Below are 15433 nucleotides of genomic sequence, written 5' to 3' on the forward strand. Positions count from 1 at the left end.
CATTAGTTTTTGGAGGGCAAAATTTTGGCTGTAAAAAAAATCGTCACACACCCGGCGGAGGTTCTGGAAACACCTGCCGATGAAGTGACAGTGTTTGATAAAAAATTAAAAAAACTGCTTGACGATATGTACGATACGATGCTCGAAATGGATGGCGTCGGTCTCGCCGCGCCGCAAATCGGCATTTTAAAAAGAGCGGCCGTCGTGGACATCGGTGAAGAAAGCGGCCGGATCGACCTTGTAAATCCGGTTATTCTTGAAAAGAGCGGTGAACAGACCGGAGTCGAGGGCTGCTTAAGCTTTCCCGGGGTTTACGGCGATGTCACCCGCCCGGATTACGTAAAGGTAAAAGCCTATAACCGTAAAGGAAAACCGTTTATTTTAGAAGCGGAGGGTTTTTTGGCCAGAGCCGTTCAGCATGAAATGGATCATTTAGACGGCATTTTATTCACATCAAAAATTACGGCTTACTACACTGAAGAAGAACTGGCAGAAATGGAAGGATGATTGGATGACAAGGATCGTTTTTATGGGAACGCCCGATTTTTCAGTTCCCGTCCTGCGCACGCTTATTGAAGACGGGTATGAAGTGGTTGGTGTCGTTACGCAGCCTGACCGCCCGAAAGGCAGAAAAAAAATCATGACGCCCCCTCCTGTAAAGGCTGAAGCTGAACGTCACGGAATTCCCGTGCTTCAGCCCGAAAAAGTAAGGCTCGAAGAAGAAATAGAAAAAGTGCTCAGCCTGAAGCCGGACCTGATTGTTACGGCGGCATTCGGACAGATCCTGCCCAAGCTGCTGCTGGGCGGCCCGAAATACGGCTGTATCAACGTACACGCGTCACTATTGCCTGAATTAAGAGGCGGAGCGCCGATACATTATTCGATTCTCCAAGGCAAGAAGAAAACGGGCGTGACAATCATGTATATGGTTGAAAAGCTTGATGCGGGCGATATGATTTCGAAAATCGAAGTGGAAATTGATGAAACGGATAACGTCGGCACGCTTCACGACAAATTAAGCATAGCGGGGGCAAAGCTTTTGTCAGAGACCGTCCCGAACGTCATTTCCGGAAATATTAAACCGATCAGACAGGACGATTCAAAAGCGACTTACGCGCCTAACATTAAGCGTGAGCAGGAGCGGATTGATTGGGCAAAGCCCGGAGAAGAGATCTACAACCAGATCAGAGGTTTAAACCCTTGGCCTGTCGCCTATACAACTTTGAACGGTCAAAATATGAAAGTATGGGCTTCTGAAAAAGTTGCGGCAAAAACTGAAGCTGCGCCCGGAACAGTCATCCGCACGGAGCAAAACGGCATTGTCGTCGCATCAGGAAACAGCACCGCCCTTTTAATCACTGAACTGCAGCCGGCGGGAAAAAAACGGATGAAGGGCGAAGATTTTGTAAGAGGCAAAAATGTGCAGCCCGGTGACGTGTTAGGAGAAGCAAATGAAGAAAATTAATGTCCGGGAGCTCGCCCTTGAAGCGCTTGAGAAGCTTGAGCAAAATCAGGCATACAGCAACCTGCTTCTTACCTCGGTTATCAAAACGAACACGCTCAGCGATCAGGACAGAGGACTGCTGACAGAGCTTGTCTACGGAACGCTGCAAAATAAAATCGCCTTAGACTACATGCTGAAGCCTTTTATCCGCAAGCCGAATAAAGTGAAGCCATGGGTGATTCAGCTGCTTCGTCTGTCCGCGTATCAAATGGAGTATTTAGAAAAAATACCGGATCGCGCCGCCATTCATGAAGCGGTTGAGATCGCCAAAAAACGCGGGCATAAGGGCATTGCGTCCTTTGTCAACGGCATCCTCCGCTCCCTGCAGCGTGAAGGGGCGCCGTCATTCGCTGAAATTGAAGACCCGGTTCTCCGTCTTTCTACAGAGACAAGCCATCCCGAATGGCTCGTAAAAGAGTGGGTCGTGGCGTACGGCTTTGAGGCAGCTGAAAAGATCTGCCGGATTCATCTCATTCCGCCGAAGCAGACGCTCCGTGTCAATCACATAAAGAGCGACAGGGAAACGGTGCTGAATGAGATGGAGAATGCCGGTCTGGAAGCGGAAGCCGGAGACCTTTCTCCTGATGCGATTAAGCTTTTGAAAGGAAGCATCGCGAACACGGCATTTTTCCAAAACGGCCGGGTATCCATACAGGATGAAAGCTCAATGCTTGTCGCGCGGGCGCTGGACCCGAAGCCGGGCGAAACCGTTTTAGATGCATGCGCCGCACCGGGCGGAAAGTCGGCTCACATTGCGGAACTGATGGAGAACGAGGGGAGCCTCACATCACTTGATCTTCACCGCCATAAAGTAAAGCTGATTAAAGAGGGCGCAGAACGGCTCGGACTTACGATCATCGACGCGCAAACGATGGATGCGCGAAAAGCGGGAGAGGCCTTTGGCGCAGAACGGTTTGACCGTATTCTCGTTGATGCCCCTTGCTCAGGTTTCGGCGTCATCAGAAGAAAACCCGATATGAAATATACGAAGACGCCGGAGGACAGCAGACGGCTGTCAGAAATCCAGCTCGGCATTTTAAGGGAAATCGCCCCATTAGTAAAAAAAGGTGGCACACTCGTATACAGTACGTGTACAATGGACCGGACAGAAAATGAAGAAGTTATGCATGCGTTTATACAAGAACACCCTGAGTTTGAACCCGATTTGTCTCTTGAAAAGCGGCTGCCTGAAAAGGCGAGACCCTTTGTTCAGGATGGAAGCCTTCAAATTCTTCCGCATTATTTCGGAACAGACGGTTTCTTTATTAGCAGCATGAGAAAGAAGGGATAAAAAATGACACAATTAAAAAAGACAAGCGTACGGAAAGAGCTGCGGACTGAGCAGCCGTCCATTTACTCTTTTGAATTAGATGAAATCAAACAATGGCTGACCGACAATGGCGAAAAGCCGTTCCGCGCAGCACAGATTTTTGAATGGCTTTATGAGAAGCGGGTTTCTTCATTTGATGAAATGACAAACCTCTCAAAAAGCCTGCGTGAAAAACTCGAGAGCCATTTTGTGCTGACAACGCTGAAAACGGCTGTAAAACAGACATCTCAAGACGGCACGATGAAATTTTTATTTGAGCTTCATGACGGTTATACGATCGAAACGGTTTTAATGAGACACGAGTATGGTAATTCTGTATGTGTAACGACACAGGTCGGCTGCCGGATCGGCTGCACATTTTGCGCGTCAACGCTCGGCGGACTGAAACGGAATCTTGAAGCGGGAGAAATCGTCGCTCAAGTCGTGAAAGTGCAAAAGGCGCTTGATGAAACGGATGAACGCGTCAGCTCAGTCGTCATCATGGGAATCGGAGAGCCGTTTGATAATTTCAATGAAATGCTCGCTTTCTTAAAAATCATTAACCACGATAAAGGGCTGAACATCGGAGCGCGTCATATCACAGTTTCCACCAGCGGAATCATTCCGAAGATTTACGATTTCGCCGATCAAAAAATGCAGATCAATTTCGCGATTTCTCTGCATGCTCCGAATACGGAAATCAGAAGCCGTCTGATGCCGATTAACAAAGCCTATAAGCTTCCTGACCTTATGGAGGCCGTCAAATATTACATCGAGAAAACAGGCAGACGGATCAGCTTTGAATACGGGCTGTTCGGCGGCGTAAATGATCAGGTCGAACATGCAGAAGAGCTTGCAGAACTGTTAAAAGACGTGAAATGCCATGTCAATTTAATTCCGGTAAACTATGTGCCTGAACGGGATTACGTCCGCACACCGAGAGATCAGATTTTCGCATTCGAAAAAACGTTAAAATCCCGCGGTGTAAATGTCACGATCAGAAGAGAGCAAGGCCATGACATTGACGCGGCCTGCGGTCAGCTTCGCGCGAAGGAGCGTCAAGACGAGACGAGGTGAAGAGGTTGATTACAGCCTTGAAAACAGATACAGGTAAAGTCCGCCGGCATAATGAAGATGCGGCGGGCATTTTCACAAAAGAAGACGCGGTGCTTGCGGTTGTCGCCGACGGCATGGGCGGTCATCTTGCCGGAGATGTAGCGAGCAGGATGGCGGTTGCGGCGATGGAAGAGCAGTGGAACCGGACCGAAACGGTTCCATCTCTGCCGTCTGCTTGCGAGAATTGGCTGAAAGACCGGATTCATGAGGCGAATGTCAAAGTACATGACCACGCTAAAGCGAATGAAGAATGCCGGGGAATGGGCACCACTGTTGTTTGCGCCTTATTCACCGGGAAGTTTGTCACTGTGGCTCATATCGGTGACAGCCGGTGCTACCTGCTTCAAGAGGGGGAATTCACTCAGCTGACTGAAGACCATTCGCTTGTGAATGAGCTGGTCAAGACGGGGGAAATTTCGAAAGAGGACGCCGAGCACCATCCGCGGAAAAATGTATTGACGAGAGCGCTGGGGACAGATGAAACCATCAGTCCCGACGCCCGTTCTTTTGAACTGTCTGACGGCGATCAGCTGCTTTTATGCTCTGACGGACTGTCAAATAAAATAGAAGATCACGAGATCAAACAAATGCTTCAAGCCGAATCTGATCCTCAGGAAAAAGTAGACCTTCTCATCAGCAAAGCGAATCAAAACGGCGGCGAAGATAACATCACGGCTGTGTTGATTGAGTTTTCCGCAGATGCAAAAGAGGGTGAAGACAAGTGCTAACCGGCAAGCGGATCAGCGGGCGTTATCATATCCTCCGGCCTATTGGCGGCGGCGGAATGGCAAACGTTTTTTTAGCTGAGGACATCATTCTCGAACGTGAAGTCGCAATTAAAATTCTGCGGTTTGACTTTGTGAATGACATTGATTTTATCAGGCGTTTCAGAAGAGAAGCACAGTCGGCATCAAGCCTCGATCATCCGAATATCGTCAGTATTTACGATATCGGGGAGGAAGGCGATATTTATTACATTGTCATGGAATATGTGGAAGGCATGACATTAAAGGAATACATAAACGCACACGGACCGCTTCATCCGAAAGAAGCGCTGTCCGTTATGGAGCAGATCGTCTCGGCCATCGCCCATGCCCATCAAAACCATATCGTGCACCGGGATATTAAACCGCACAATATATTGATAGATCATTTAGGGCATATCAAGGTGACGGATTTCGGCATCGCCACAGCGCTTACGTCTACGACAATCACACATACGAATTCTGTGCTGGGCTCGGTTCATTATTTGTCTCCGGAGCAGGCGAGAGGCGGTCTGGCAACGAAAAAATCAGATATTTACGCGCTCGGCATCGTGCTGTTTGAGCTTTTAACAGGTAAAATTCCTTTTGACGGAGAATCAGCCGTCAGCATAGCGCTAAAGCATCTGCAAACAGAAACGCCTTCCGCCAGAAAGTGGAACCCTTCCATTCCGCAGAGCGTCGAAAACATTATTTTAAAGGCAACCGCTAAAGACCCGTTTCACCGCTATGAAAGCGCCGAGGACATGGAAGCGGACATCAGAACGGCTTTTGACGCCGGCAGGCTGAATGAACAAAAATTTTCCGTTCAGGATGATGAGGAAATGACAAAAGCCATTCCCGTTATTACTGACGGCGCAAAAGCCGCGCCTCAGGCGGAAACGCCGGGGGAGACGGATGATAAGGAACAGCAGCCCGCCAAAAAGAAAAAACGGAAATGGCCGTGGGTTTTGCTGGCCGTCTGTTTCATTTTCATTATGGCAGCTGTTCTTGCGGTCACCGTGTTTCCGTCTTTATTTATGCCTAAAGATGTAAGCGTCCCCGATGTACGGGGCATGAAGTACGAAAAAGCGGAAGCCCTGCTTGAAAAGAACGGGCTCCGGGCGGATCCTGATATAACGGATATTGAAGATGAAAAAATAGAAGAGGAATTAATGGTCAAAACGGACCCAAAAGCGGGGTCTACCGTTAAAGAAGGCTCTTCTGTAAAACTGTACAAAAGCATCGGAAAACCGAAAACCCAGCTGATCGACGTGAAAGGAAGGCAGATCGGCGACGCAAAAAAATCGCTGAAGGAAAAAGGCTTCAAACATGTCAATGTCAAAGAAGAGAACGATGACAGCGAGGCCGGCACCGTAATTGATCAGAACCCGTCAGCCGGCACCGACATGGTCGCAAGCGACGATGAAGTCAATCTAACGGTCAGCCTCGGCCCGGCGGACGTTACGCTGAGGGACTTAAAGACTTACAGCAAAGAAGCGGCTTCAGGGTATCTTGAAGATAACGGCCTGCAGCTTGTTGAAAAACAAGCCCATTCAGATGACGTGCCGGAAGGACAAGTCATGAAGCAAGAGCCGGCAGCCGGCACTGCGGTTAAGCCGGGAAGTAATGTTGAAGTGACGTTCTCGCTCGGACCTGAAGAAAAACCGGCGAAAACGGTAAAAGAAAAAATCAGCATTCCTTACGAACCCGAACATGAAGGGGACGAGCTTGAAGTGCAAATCGCCATCGATGATAAGGACCACAGCATCTCTGATACGTATGACTCATTTAAAATAAAAGAGCCGACTGAAAAAACAATTGAACTGAAGATTGATCAGGGACAGAAGGGGTATTATCAAGTGATGGTCGATCATAAAGTCGTCAGCTACAAAACGATTGAATACCCGAAAGATAATGACTGACAAGGAGGGACCCTATGCCTGAGGGCAAAATTATAAAAGCGTTAAGCGGATTCTATTATGTCTTGGATGAATCACAGGACAAGATCATTCAATGCAGGGGCCGGGGCATTTTCAGAAAAAATAAAATAACGCCCCTGGTCGGCGATTATGCCGTTTATCAGGCTGAAAATGATAAAGAAGGCTACCTGCTGGAAATCAAAGAACGAACAAACGAGCTGATCAGGCCGCCGATTTCAAATGTCGATCAGGCTGTTCTCGTCTTTTCTGCCGTTCAGCCGGCGTTCAGCACGTCTTTATTGGACCGTTTTCTCGTCCTTGTGGAAGCCAACGGCATTCACCCGATCATCTGCATAACCAAAATGGACTTAGCTGCAGACGGGGAATCGAAAGAGGCGATACTTTCTTACGTGAAAGACTATCAGGCGATCGGTTATGACGTATATGTGACGTCATCAAAAGAAAACAGCGGCTTAACAGGCATTGTGAAACACTTCGAGAACAAAACAACGGTGTTTGCCGGTCAGTCCGGAGTCGGAAAATCTTCGCTTTTAAATGCGATCAGCCCGGAGCTTGAGCTGAAAACAAACGAGATTTCCACGCATTTGGGACGCGGAAAACATACGACGCGCCATGTGGAGCTCATTCATACATCAGGCGGTCTGGTTGCGGATACTCCGGGGTTCAGTTCGCTTGAATTTACCGGCATTGAGGAAGAAGAGCTGGGCAGCACGTTCCCTGAGATCAGAGAAATAAGCGCCTCTTGCAAATTCAGAGGCTGTCTGCATCTTAAAGAGCCGAAATGCGCGGTAAAGCAAGCGGTGGAAGAAGGAGAGATTCAGCCGTACCGCTATGAGCATTACAAAGAATTTATGCAGGAAATAAAAGAGAGAAAGCCGAGGTATTAATATGATTAAGGTTGCGCCATCAATTCTTTCCGCCGATTTTGCTTCACTGGGCGAGGAAATTAAAGACGTGGAAAAAGGAGGGGCGGACTATATCCATATTGATGTCATGGATGGCCATTTCGTCCCTAACATTACAATCGGGCCGCTTATCGTTGAAGCCGTCCGTCCGGTGACTGATCTGCCGCTGGATGTCCATCTTATGATTGAAAACCCGGACCGCTACATCCCGGCATTCGCAAAAGCCGGCGCGGACATCCTTTCCGTTCATGCTGAAGCGTGTCCGCATCTTCACCGGACCATTCAATTGATAAAAGAGCAAGGGGTAAAAGCGGGAGTTGTGCTCAATCCGCATACGCCCGTCCAAATGATTGAACATGTGATCGGGGAGCTTGACCTTGTGCTGTTAATGACGGTTAACCCCGGTTTTGGCGGACAGCGCTTCATTCATTCGGTTCTGCCGAAAATCCGTCAGGTCAAACAGCTGGCTGAGGAGAAAGGCCTGTCTGAGCTTTTAATCGAGGTGGACGGAGGCGTTAATAAAGAAACAGCCCCTTTATGCGCTGAAGCGGGCGCCAATCTGCTTGTTGCCGGGTCTGCCGTATATAATCAGCCGGATCGGAAAAAAGCCATCGCTGACATCCGAAACGCATCATAAACATGCTGAAAAAGAGCCCGGTGAAAGCCGCCGGCTCTTTTCGCGTCTAAGAGAGAGGATAACATATGAATACAATCAATATCGTTGCGGGAGGCCCGCGGGAGCTTATTCCCGATCTATCCGAATACACAGCCGGAGATACGACGTGGGTCGGAGTCGATAAAGGGACGGTTGCTCTTTTGGAGGCCGGAATCATTCCGCAGGAAGCTTTCGGTGATTTTGACAGCACTACGGAAGAGGAGCTCATGCAGATTCAAAAAGCAGCGCCGGCCCTCCATGTGTATCAGGCGGAAAAAGATTATACCGATCTTGAACTCGCCCTTGACTGGGCTTTACAAAAAGAACCGGAAACCATTCGGATATTCGGTGTGACGGGCGGAAGAGCCGATCACTTTTTAGGGAACATCCAGCTGCTGTATAAAGCCTTACATAAGAATACCGATGTCGTGCTGATCGACCGGCAGAATGACATTCAGATGTTCGGGCCCGGCCGTTATACAATTGAAGAAAAAGCGCGCAGACGCTATATTTCTTTCATTCCGTTTACGGAAGCGGCAGACGGCCTGACACTCGACGGTTTTAAATATCCCCTTGATAATTGTCATATTCCTGTGGGTTCCACACTATGTATTAGTAACGAACTCATTCATTCACGAGGTACTTTTTCGTTTGCAAAAGGCATATTAATAATGGTAAGGAGCGCGGATTAGAAAAGCGGCTTCTGCCATATGCGGAAAAAACCATGAATCCTAAAGTGATGAACGCAGCGGATACGGGACTTATAGGAGGGGACAAAATGAAATTTTATACCATTAAATTGCCGAAGTTTTTAGGAGGAATTGTCCGGGCGATGCTGGGCTCATTTAGAAAAGAGTAAGCCCAAGAAGCTGAAATTGCCCTCTTTGAACGCATAAAAAACGCCTGCCGCATAAAAGGGCAGGCGTTCATTTTTGCTTATACACGCTCAACTTTACCGGATTTTAAAGCCCGGGCAGATACATATACTTTTTTAGGTTTGCCGTCAACGAGGATGCGGACCTTTTGAAGGTTGGCGCCCCAAGTACGCTTAGAAGCGTTCATTGCGTGAGAACGGTTGTTTCCGGCTTTTGTTTTTTTACCTGTAATAAAACATTTACGTGCCATTTGTTTCCCTCCTAACTGCGCGAAACATCTTTTCAAACATAGTGTCTCAGATGCTTTCGTTATACAATACTTTAAATAATTTACCACAGCTAAAAACCGTTTGCAACTATTGTTTCCCTTACTTTCAAGAAAAATCACTTGACATGTAAAACCAATCACATTTCCGCGCTGAAGGCCGCTGTCTGTATCTTTTCTTTTCATAATGGGATACATATAGTAGAATAATGATAACTCTATGCATCTGAAGGAGGAACCTGTGTGTCCATTGAAATGAAGACAAAATACGGACAGATTGATATATCCAACGAAGTCATCGCAATGGTTGCCGGAGGCGCTGCCATTGACTGTTACGGAATAGTGGGGATGGCCTCAAAAAACCAGATTAAAGACGGTTTGTCTGAAATCCTCCGGAGAGAGAACTTCGCAAAAGGCGTACATGTCCGTCAGGAAGCCGAACAAATACATATCGACATGTACATTATTGTCAGCTACGGCACTAAAATATCCGAAGTAGCCCACAATGTTCAGACGAAGGTAAAATACACAGTAAATCAAACAATCGGACTTGCAGTTGATTCTGTAAATATTTATGTCCAAGGCGTACGAGTAACGAACCCGTAGTGAGGAGGATGAGTATTGTCTAGACGAAACTTAGATGGGAGAGCTTTTGCGGCAATGATTCTGGCGGGGGCTGAGACATTGTCTCAAAACGCATCCGCGGTGGATGCGCTGAACGTGTTTCCCGTGCCTGACGGCGACACCGGAACAAATATGAATTTATCGATGTCATCCGGTGCAAGAGAGGTAGAGCACATTGACTCACCCGACATCGGCAAAGTCGGCATCGCCTTGTCAAAAGGCCTGCTTATGGGAGCGAGAGGAAACTCAGGGGTGATCTTGTCCCAATTGTTCAGAGGTTTCACAAAGAGCATTGAAAACAAAAACCAAATAGACGCCCAAGAATTTGCCGCAGCACTCCAAGCGGGAGTGGATATGGCATATAAGGCGGTCATGAAACCGGTTGAAGGAACGATTTTAACCGTGGCCAAGGATGCGGCTAAAAAAGCGGTCGCCTCGGCCAAAGAAGAAACCGATATCATTGCTCTCATGGAGGCCGTTATTGAAGAAGCGGAAGCGTCGCTGAACCGCACGCCGGATCTGCTTCCTGTTTTAAAGGACGTCGGTGTCGTTGACAGCGGCGGAAAAGGTCTGCTTTGTGTATATGAAGGCTTTTTGGCTGCTTTAAAAGGAGAGGCCGTACCGAAAAAAGCGGTTCTTCCGGCACTCGATGATATGGTGAATGCCGAGCATCATAAAAGCGCGCAGAGCATGCTGAGTACAGAAGACATTGAATTCGGATTTTGTACGGAAGTGATGGTGAGGCTGGATCAAGATAAACGGACGTTCAAGGAAGAGACGTTCAGAAACGAACTGAGCCGTTTCGGCGATTCATTGCTGGTCGTGGCTGATGATACGCTGGCGAAAGTTCATATTCATGCCGAAGAACCAGGGAACGTACTCAATCTCGCACAGCGTTACGGCGATTTGATTAAAATTAAAATTGAAAACATGAGGGAACAGCATACTTCAATCATCAGCCAAGAACATGATGAAAAAAAGCCGGCCGGCGTTATGAAAGAAGCCCGCAAGCCTTTTGGCATCGTGACTGTGGCAATGGGAGAGGGCATTTCTGAATTGTTTACGAGCATCGGCGCTTCACACGTAATCGAAGGCGGCCAGACAATGAATCCGAGCACGGAAGATATTGTTGAAGCCGTTCAGTCTGTCAATGCGGAGACGGTTTTCATTCTTCCGAACAATTCCAATATTGTGATGGCTGCCAATCAGGCGGCGAGCGTGGCTGAAGAAAATGTCATTGTCATTCCGGCAAAAACGGTCCCTCAAGGCATGACCGCCCTGCTTGCGTTTAACCCTGACCAGCCGGCTGACGTAAATGAAGCCAATATGCTTGAGGCCATCCGGAATGTGAAAAGCGGACAGGTGACATATTCAGTCAGAGACACCCATATCGACGGCAAGGATATTAAAAAAGGTGATTTTATCGGCATTTTAAACAGTTCAATTATCGGCAGCGCCGAAGATCGGATAAGCGCGGCGAAATTGCTGCTGGATGAAATGATCGGGAAAGAAGATGAAATCGTCACCATCTTGTACGGAGAGGACGCGCCGGAAGAAGAAGCTGAGAAACTCGCTGAGTATATTGCTAGCGTCTGTGAAGATATCGAGGTTGAAATCCATAACGGCAGACAGCCTCTGTATCCATATATATTTGCGGCAGAATAGAAGGGCTTATCAGGCCCTTCTATTCTTATGCCTTTATTTACCTGCGGCAGTGCGGCAGTGTGCCTGCTTGCCAATTGAGAAATGTTCAATTAGTCTAAAGAAAAGCGCTGAATGAAGTGATGTTAAGGAGGAACAAACCAGCATGAAGTATAGAAGCGTTTTTGATATTATCGGCCCGGTAATGATCGGTCCGTCCAGTTCACATACCGCAGGAGCCGCCCGGATCGGCAGAGTGGCCAGAAGCTTATTCAGGCGGGAGCCCCGCCGGATCGTTGTGTCTTTTTACGGATCATTTGCGGAGACGTATAAGGGTCACGGCACTGATGTCGCGATTATCGGCGGCCTGCTTGATTTTGATACATTTGATGAACGGATTAAAACAGCGATTCAAATTGCGGAAGAGAAGGGCATATATGTAGAGTTCCGTACAGAGGATGCCGTGCCCGTTCATCCGAATACAGCGCGCATCGTCATTTCTGATGATGAGGGAGAGCTTGCCCTTACCGGTATTTCCATCGGCGGCGGAAAAATAGAAATCACGGAGCTCAACGGCTTTGAGCTGCGTCTTTCCGGAAACCATCCGGCTATTTTAGTCGTTCACAATGATAAATTCGGCACGATTGCAGGCGTTGCCAATGTGCTTGCGAAATTCTCCATCAACGTCGGACATATGGAAGTGGCGCGTAAGGACGTCGGCCAGCTTGCGCTGATGACGATTGAGGTCGATCAGAATATTGAAGAAGAAGTGCTTGACGAGCTTTCAACACTTCCTAATATTATACAGGTTACTAAGATAGCTGACTAAAAAGTCAGGAGGAAAATGACATGTTTCGTAATGTAAAAGAATTAATAGAAATCACTCAAGAAAAACAAATTCCGATTTCGGAAGTGATGATCACCCAAGAGATGGAAGTGACGCAAAAAACGCGGGAAGAAATCTTTCAAGGAATGGAGCGCAATCTCTCCGTCATGGAAGCAGCTGTTGAAAAAGGGCTGAAGGGCGTCACGAGTCAGACCGGTTTAACAGGCGGAGATGCCGTGAAACTTCAGGCATATATCCAATCGGGAAGAAGCCTGTCGGGCAATCTGATTTTAGACGCCGTTTCTAAAGCTGTGGCGACAAATGAAGTCAATGCGGCGATGGGAACGATCTGCGCTACACCGACCGCCGGCTCTGCCGGGGTCGTGCCGGGAACGTTATTCGCCGTAAAGCATAAGCTGCACCCTACGACAGAACAAATGATCCGTTTTCTGTTTACAGCCGGCGCGTTCGGTTTTGTCGTAGCAAATAATGCGAGTATTTCAGGAGCGGCAGGAGGCTGTCAGGCGGAAGTCGGGTCAGCATCAGGCATGGCAGCGGCTGCGATTGTGGAAATGGCGGGCGGAACGCCTCAGCAATCAGCGGAAGCAATGGCGATTACACTGAAAAATATGCTCGGTCTCGTATGTGACCCGGTCGCCGGATTGGTAGAAGTGCCGTGTGTCAAACGAAACGCAATGGGAGCATCCAACGCAATGATCGCGGCGGATATGGCGCTGGCCGGGATTACAAGCCGCATTCCTTGCGATGAGGTGATTGACGCGATGTACAAAATCGGCCAGACAATGCCGACAGCACTGCGAGAAACGGGACAAGGCGGTTTAGCCGCGACACCGACGGGAAGAGAATTAGAGAAAAAAATTTTCGGAGGAGCGCTGAAATCAAGTGACACACCATCAGCAAACTAGTATAGCGGAAATTAAGGGCATTGGGCCGGAAACAGAAAAAACATTGCACGAACTTGGTATCTATGACATTTCTGATCTTCTGAATTATTTCCCTTACCGTTATGACGACTATGAGCTGAGGGATTTAGAGGAAGTAAAACATGAAGAAAGAGTGACGGTAGAAGGGAAGGTTCATTCAGAACCTTCTCTTACCTATTACGGCAAAAAACGAAACAGGCTGACATTCAGGGTGCTTGTCGGCAATTATTTAATTACCGCGGTCTGCTTTAACCGTCCCTATTTAAAAAAGAAACTGACGTTAGGTTCTGTCGTCACGATATCCGGGAAATGGGATAAACACAGACAGACCGTTTCCGTGCAGGAATTAAAAAACGGTCCTCATCAAGAAGATAAAAGCATTGAGCCTGTTTATTCCGTTAAAGAAAACGTCACCGTAAAAATGATGAGACGGTTTATTAAGGAAGCGCTGCAGCATCATTTGGACAGTGCGGCTGATCCGCTTCCTGAAAAATTGAGAATCCGCTACAAGCTGCCTGATTACAAACATGCCCTGCAGACGATGCATCAGCCTGAAACGAGGGAATCGTTACAGCAGGCAAGACGCCGGTTTGTTTACGAAGAATTCTTATTATTTCAGCTGAAAATGCAGGCGTTCCGTAAAGCGGAAAGGGAACAGTCAAAAGGCATCAGCCATGTGTTTCCTGCTGAAAAGCTCGCCGCTTTCACAGACAGCCTGCCGTTTTCGCTCACGACCGCACAGACGCGTGTGCTTCGGGAAATTACCGCTGATATGACATCCCCTTACCGAATGAACCGTCTGCTGCAAGGTGATGTCGGATCAGGGAAAACGGCCGTCGCCGCCATCGCTTTGTACGCTGCGATTCTGTCGGGGTATCAGGGGGCATTAATGGTGCCGACTGAAATTTTGGCCGAACAGCATGCAGATTCTCTCGTATCGTTGTTTGCAAATGAAGATGTAAATATCGCGCTTTTGACAAGTTCTGTCAAAGGAAAGCGGCGCAGGGAGCTTTTGGAGCGGCTTGCTCTCGGAGAGATTGATATTTTAGTAGGGACCCATGCTTTAATCCAGGATGAAGTGGAATTTAAAGCGCTGAGCTTTGTTATTACGGACGAGCAGCACCGGTTCGGGGTCGAACAGCGCAAAAAACTCAAGAATAAAGGTCAGGATCCGGATGTGCTGTTTATGACAGCCACCCCGATTCCGAGAACGCTGGCCATTACCGTCTTCGGAGAAATGGATGTTTCCGTAATAGATGAAATGCCCGCGGGGCGAAAACAAATCGAAACGTATTGGGTGAAACACGACATGCTGGAGCGGATTTTGGCTTTTATAGAAAAAGAGCTGAAGCAGGGAAGGCAAGCCTATATTATCTGCCCGCTCATTGAAGAGTCGGATAAACTGGATGTACAGAATGCGATTGACGTATATAACATGCTGTCTGACGTTTACCGCGGTAAATGGAATGTCGGCCTGATGCACGGGAAGCTCCATTCTGATGAAAAAGATCAGGTGATGAGAGAATTCAGCGCCAATCAATGTCAGGTACTTGTGTCAACAACTGTCGTAGAAGTCGGGGTGAACGTGCCGAATGCGACGATTATGGTCATCTATGACGCCGACCGTTTCGGGTTATCTCAGCTCCATCAGCTCCGCGGCCGGGTCGGGCGGGGAGACCACCAATCTTTCTGCATCTTGATGGCAGATCCGAAATCCGAAACCGGGAAGGAACGGATGAGAATCATGTCGGAGACAAACGACGGCTTCGAGCTGTCTGAAAAGGACCTTGAACTGCGCGGCCCCGGTGATTTCTTCGGAAAAAAACAGAGCGGTATGCCCGAGTTCAAGGTGGCGGATATGGTTCATGACTACAGAGCTTTGGAGACGGCCCGCCAGGATGCGGCCAATCTGGTGTCTTCAGAGGCTTTTTGGAAAGATGACGAATACCGCATGCTGCGCGGTCAATTACTTTCAAGCGGCGTCCTGGAAGGGGAGAAATTAAGCTGATTCTGCAAATTTCGGCGGCTTTCAAAAAACAATCATTGCATTCCAATCTATGAGATTATATACTACTATTAGTACCTA

16 protein-coding genes are annotated in these 15433 nt (G+C 48.1%); 15 read left to right on the forward strand and 1 reads right to left on the reverse strand.

Annotated features, from left to right (window positions below):
- The first annotated feature begins 24 nt into the window (after positions 1 to 24).
- From def to spoVM, 10 genes are all read left to right on the forward strand, one after another.
- The gene (gene def / locus NYE62_RS08010) at positions 25 to 507 is read left to right on the forward strand and encodes a peptide deformylase (RefSeq protein WP_007409747.1); all 483 of its coding nucleotides are present in this window, start codon (positions 25 to 27) and stop codon (positions 505 to 507) included.
- A 4-nt stretch (positions 508 to 511) separates the two neighbouring features.
- Positions 512 to 1465: a methionyl-tRNA formyltransferase gene (fmt, locus tag NYE62_RS08015; RefSeq protein WP_251257589.1), complete on the forward strand. Its 954-nt coding sequence runs from the start codon at positions 512 to 514 to the stop codon at positions 1463 to 1465.
- Positions 1452 to 2795 (forward strand): 16S rRNA (cytosine(967)-C(5))-methyltransferase RsmB, encoded by a 1344-nt coding sequence (gene rsmB, locus NYE62_RS08020; RefSeq protein WP_095352168.1) that lies wholly within the window; start codon positions 1452 to 1454, stop codon positions 2793 to 2795. Before fmt ends, rsmB begins: the two co-directional genes overlap by 14 nt.
- Positions 2796 to 2798: 3 nt before the next feature.
- Positions 2799 to 3890, forward strand: a complete 1092-nt coding sequence (gene rlmN, locus NYE62_RS08025) for a 23S rRNA (adenine(2503)-C(2))-methyltransferase RlmN (RefSeq protein ID WP_053573429.1) — start codon at positions 2799 to 2801, stop codon at positions 3888 to 3890.
- A gap of 5 nt (positions 3891 to 3895) precedes the next feature.
- Positions 3896 to 4657 (forward strand): Stp1/IreP family PP2C-type Ser/Thr phosphatase, encoded by a 762-nt coding sequence (locus tag NYE62_RS08030; protein WP_041482434.1) that lies wholly within the window; start codon positions 3896 to 3898, stop codon positions 4655 to 4657.
- Complete coding sequence (gene pknB / locus NYE62_RS08035) at positions 4651 to 6594, forward strand: Stk1 family PASTA domain-containing Ser/Thr kinase (protein ID WP_227578890.1); 1944 nt, start codon at positions 4651 to 4653, stop codon at positions 6592 to 6594. Before NYE62_RS08030 ends, pknB begins: the two co-directional genes overlap by 7 nt.
- Before the next feature lie 14 nt (positions 6595 to 6608).
- Complete coding sequence (gene rsgA, locus NYE62_RS08040) at positions 6609 to 7499, forward strand: ribosome small subunit-dependent GTPase A (protein WP_012117535.1); 891 nt, start codon at positions 6609 to 6611, stop codon at positions 7497 to 7499.
- Between the two features lies 1 nt (position 7500).
- Positions 7501 to 8154, forward strand: coding sequence for a ribulose-phosphate 3-epimerase (rpe, locus tag NYE62_RS08045; RefSeq protein WP_251257588.1), 654 nt, complete (start codon positions 7501 to 7503; stop codon positions 8152 to 8154).
- 65 nt (positions 8155 to 8219) lie between these two features.
- Positions 8220 to 8864, forward strand: coding sequence for a thiamine diphosphokinase (locus tag NYE62_RS08050; protein ID WP_227578889.1), 645 nt, complete (start codon positions 8220 to 8222; stop codon positions 8862 to 8864).
- An 86-nt stretch (positions 8865 to 8950) separates the two neighbouring features.
- A complete protein-coding gene (gene spoVM, locus NYE62_RS08055; protein ID WP_003154329.1) occupies positions 8951 to 9031 on the forward strand; it encodes a stage V sporulation protein SpoVM in 81 nt (26 codons plus the stop codon).
- Positions 9032 to 9108: 77 nt separating this feature from the next.
- Here the strand turns inward: spoVM and rpmB are convergent, their stop codons facing one another.
- Positions 9109 to 9297 (reverse strand): 50S ribosomal protein L28, encoded by a 189-nt coding sequence (gene rpmB, locus NYE62_RS08060; RefSeq protein WP_003154328.1) that lies wholly within the window; start codon positions 9295 to 9297, stop codon positions 9109 to 9111.
- 258 nt (positions 9298 to 9555) lie between these two features.
- On the opposite strand from rpmB, the gene NYE62_RS08065 reads away from it, so the two are divergent.
- The 5 genes from NYE62_RS08065 (at position 9556) to recG (ending at position 15355) form a co-directional block, all read left to right on the forward strand.
- Positions 9556 to 9918: an Asp23/Gls24 family envelope stress response protein gene (locus tag NYE62_RS08065; RefSeq protein WP_003154327.1), complete on the forward strand. Its 363-nt coding sequence runs from the start codon at positions 9556 to 9558 to the stop codon at positions 9916 to 9918.
- A 15-nt stretch (positions 9919 to 9933) separates the two neighbouring features.
- Positions 9934 to 11601 carry a DAK2 domain-containing protein gene (locus tag NYE62_RS08070; RefSeq protein ID WP_095352164.1) on the forward strand — a complete coding sequence of 556 codons (1668 nt, stop codon included), beginning with the start codon at positions 9934 to 9936 and terminating at the stop codon, positions 11599 to 11601.
- 142 nt (positions 11602 to 11743) lie between these two features.
- Positions 11744 to 12406, forward strand: a complete 663-nt coding sequence (sdaAB, locus tag NYE62_RS08075) for an L-serine ammonia-lyase, iron-sulfur-dependent subunit beta (RefSeq protein ID WP_003154325.1) — start codon at positions 11744 to 11746, stop codon at positions 12404 to 12406.
- A gap of 20 nt (positions 12407 to 12426) precedes the next feature.
- On the forward strand, positions 12427 to 13329 hold the full coding sequence (gene sdaAA / locus NYE62_RS08080; RefSeq protein ID WP_012117539.1) for an L-serine ammonia-lyase, iron-sulfur-dependent, subunit alpha: 903 nt from the start codon (positions 12427 to 12429) through the stop codon (positions 13327 to 13329).
- Positions 13307 to 15355 (forward strand): ATP-dependent DNA helicase RecG, encoded by a 2049-nt coding sequence (recG, locus tag NYE62_RS08085; RefSeq protein ID WP_040238168.1) that lies wholly within the window; start codon positions 13307 to 13309, stop codon positions 15353 to 15355. Before sdaAA ends, recG begins: the two co-directional genes overlap by 23 nt.
- Positions 15356 to 15433: the final 78 nt, after the last annotated feature.

Origin of the sequence: Bacillus sp. FSL K6-2861 (assembly GCF_038630725.1) — a bacterium.
GTDB classification, from domain to species: domain Bacteria; phylum Bacillota; class Bacilli; order Bacillales; family Bacillaceae; genus Bacillus; species Bacillus velezensis.

Bases quoted from the DNA above. Each gene is read 5' to 3' on its own strand.
- rsmB (WP_095352168.1), top strand. From the start codon at position 1,452: ATGAAGAAAATTAATGTCCGGGAGCTCGCCCTTGAAGCGCTTGAGAAG.
- sdaAA (WP_012117539.1), top strand. From the start codon at position 12,427: ATGTTTCGTAATGTAAAAGAATTAATAGAAATCACTCAAGAAAAACAA.
- NYE62_RS08050 (WP_227578889.1), top strand. From the start codon at position 8,220: ATGAATACAATCAATATCGTTGCGGGAGGCCCGCGGGAGCTTATTCCC.
- rpmB (WP_003154328.1), bottom strand. From the start codon at position 9,297: ATGGCACGTAAATGTTTTATTACAGGTAAAAAAACAAAAGCCGGAAAC.
- rpe (WP_251257588.1), top strand. From the start codon at position 7,501: ATGATTAAGGTTGCGCCATCAATTCTTTCCGCCGATTTTGCTTCACTG.
- spoVM (WP_003154329.1), top strand. From the start codon at position 8,951: ATGAAATTTTATACCATTAAATTGCCGAAGTTTTTAGGAGGAATTGTC.
- rlmN (WP_053573429.1), top strand. From the start codon at position 2,799: ATGACACAATTAAAAAAGACAAGCGTACGGAAAGAGCTGCGGACTGAG.
- sdaAB (WP_003154325.1), top strand. From the start codon at position 11,744: ATGAAGTATAGAAGCGTTTTTGATATTATCGGCCCGGTAATGATCGGT.
- rsgA (WP_012117535.1), top strand. From the start codon at position 6,609: ATGCCTGAGGGCAAAATTATAAAAGCGTTAAGCGGATTCTATTATGTC.
- fmt (WP_251257589.1), top strand. From the start codon at position 512: ATGACAAGGATCGTTTTTATGGGAACGCCCGATTTTTCAGTTCCCGTC.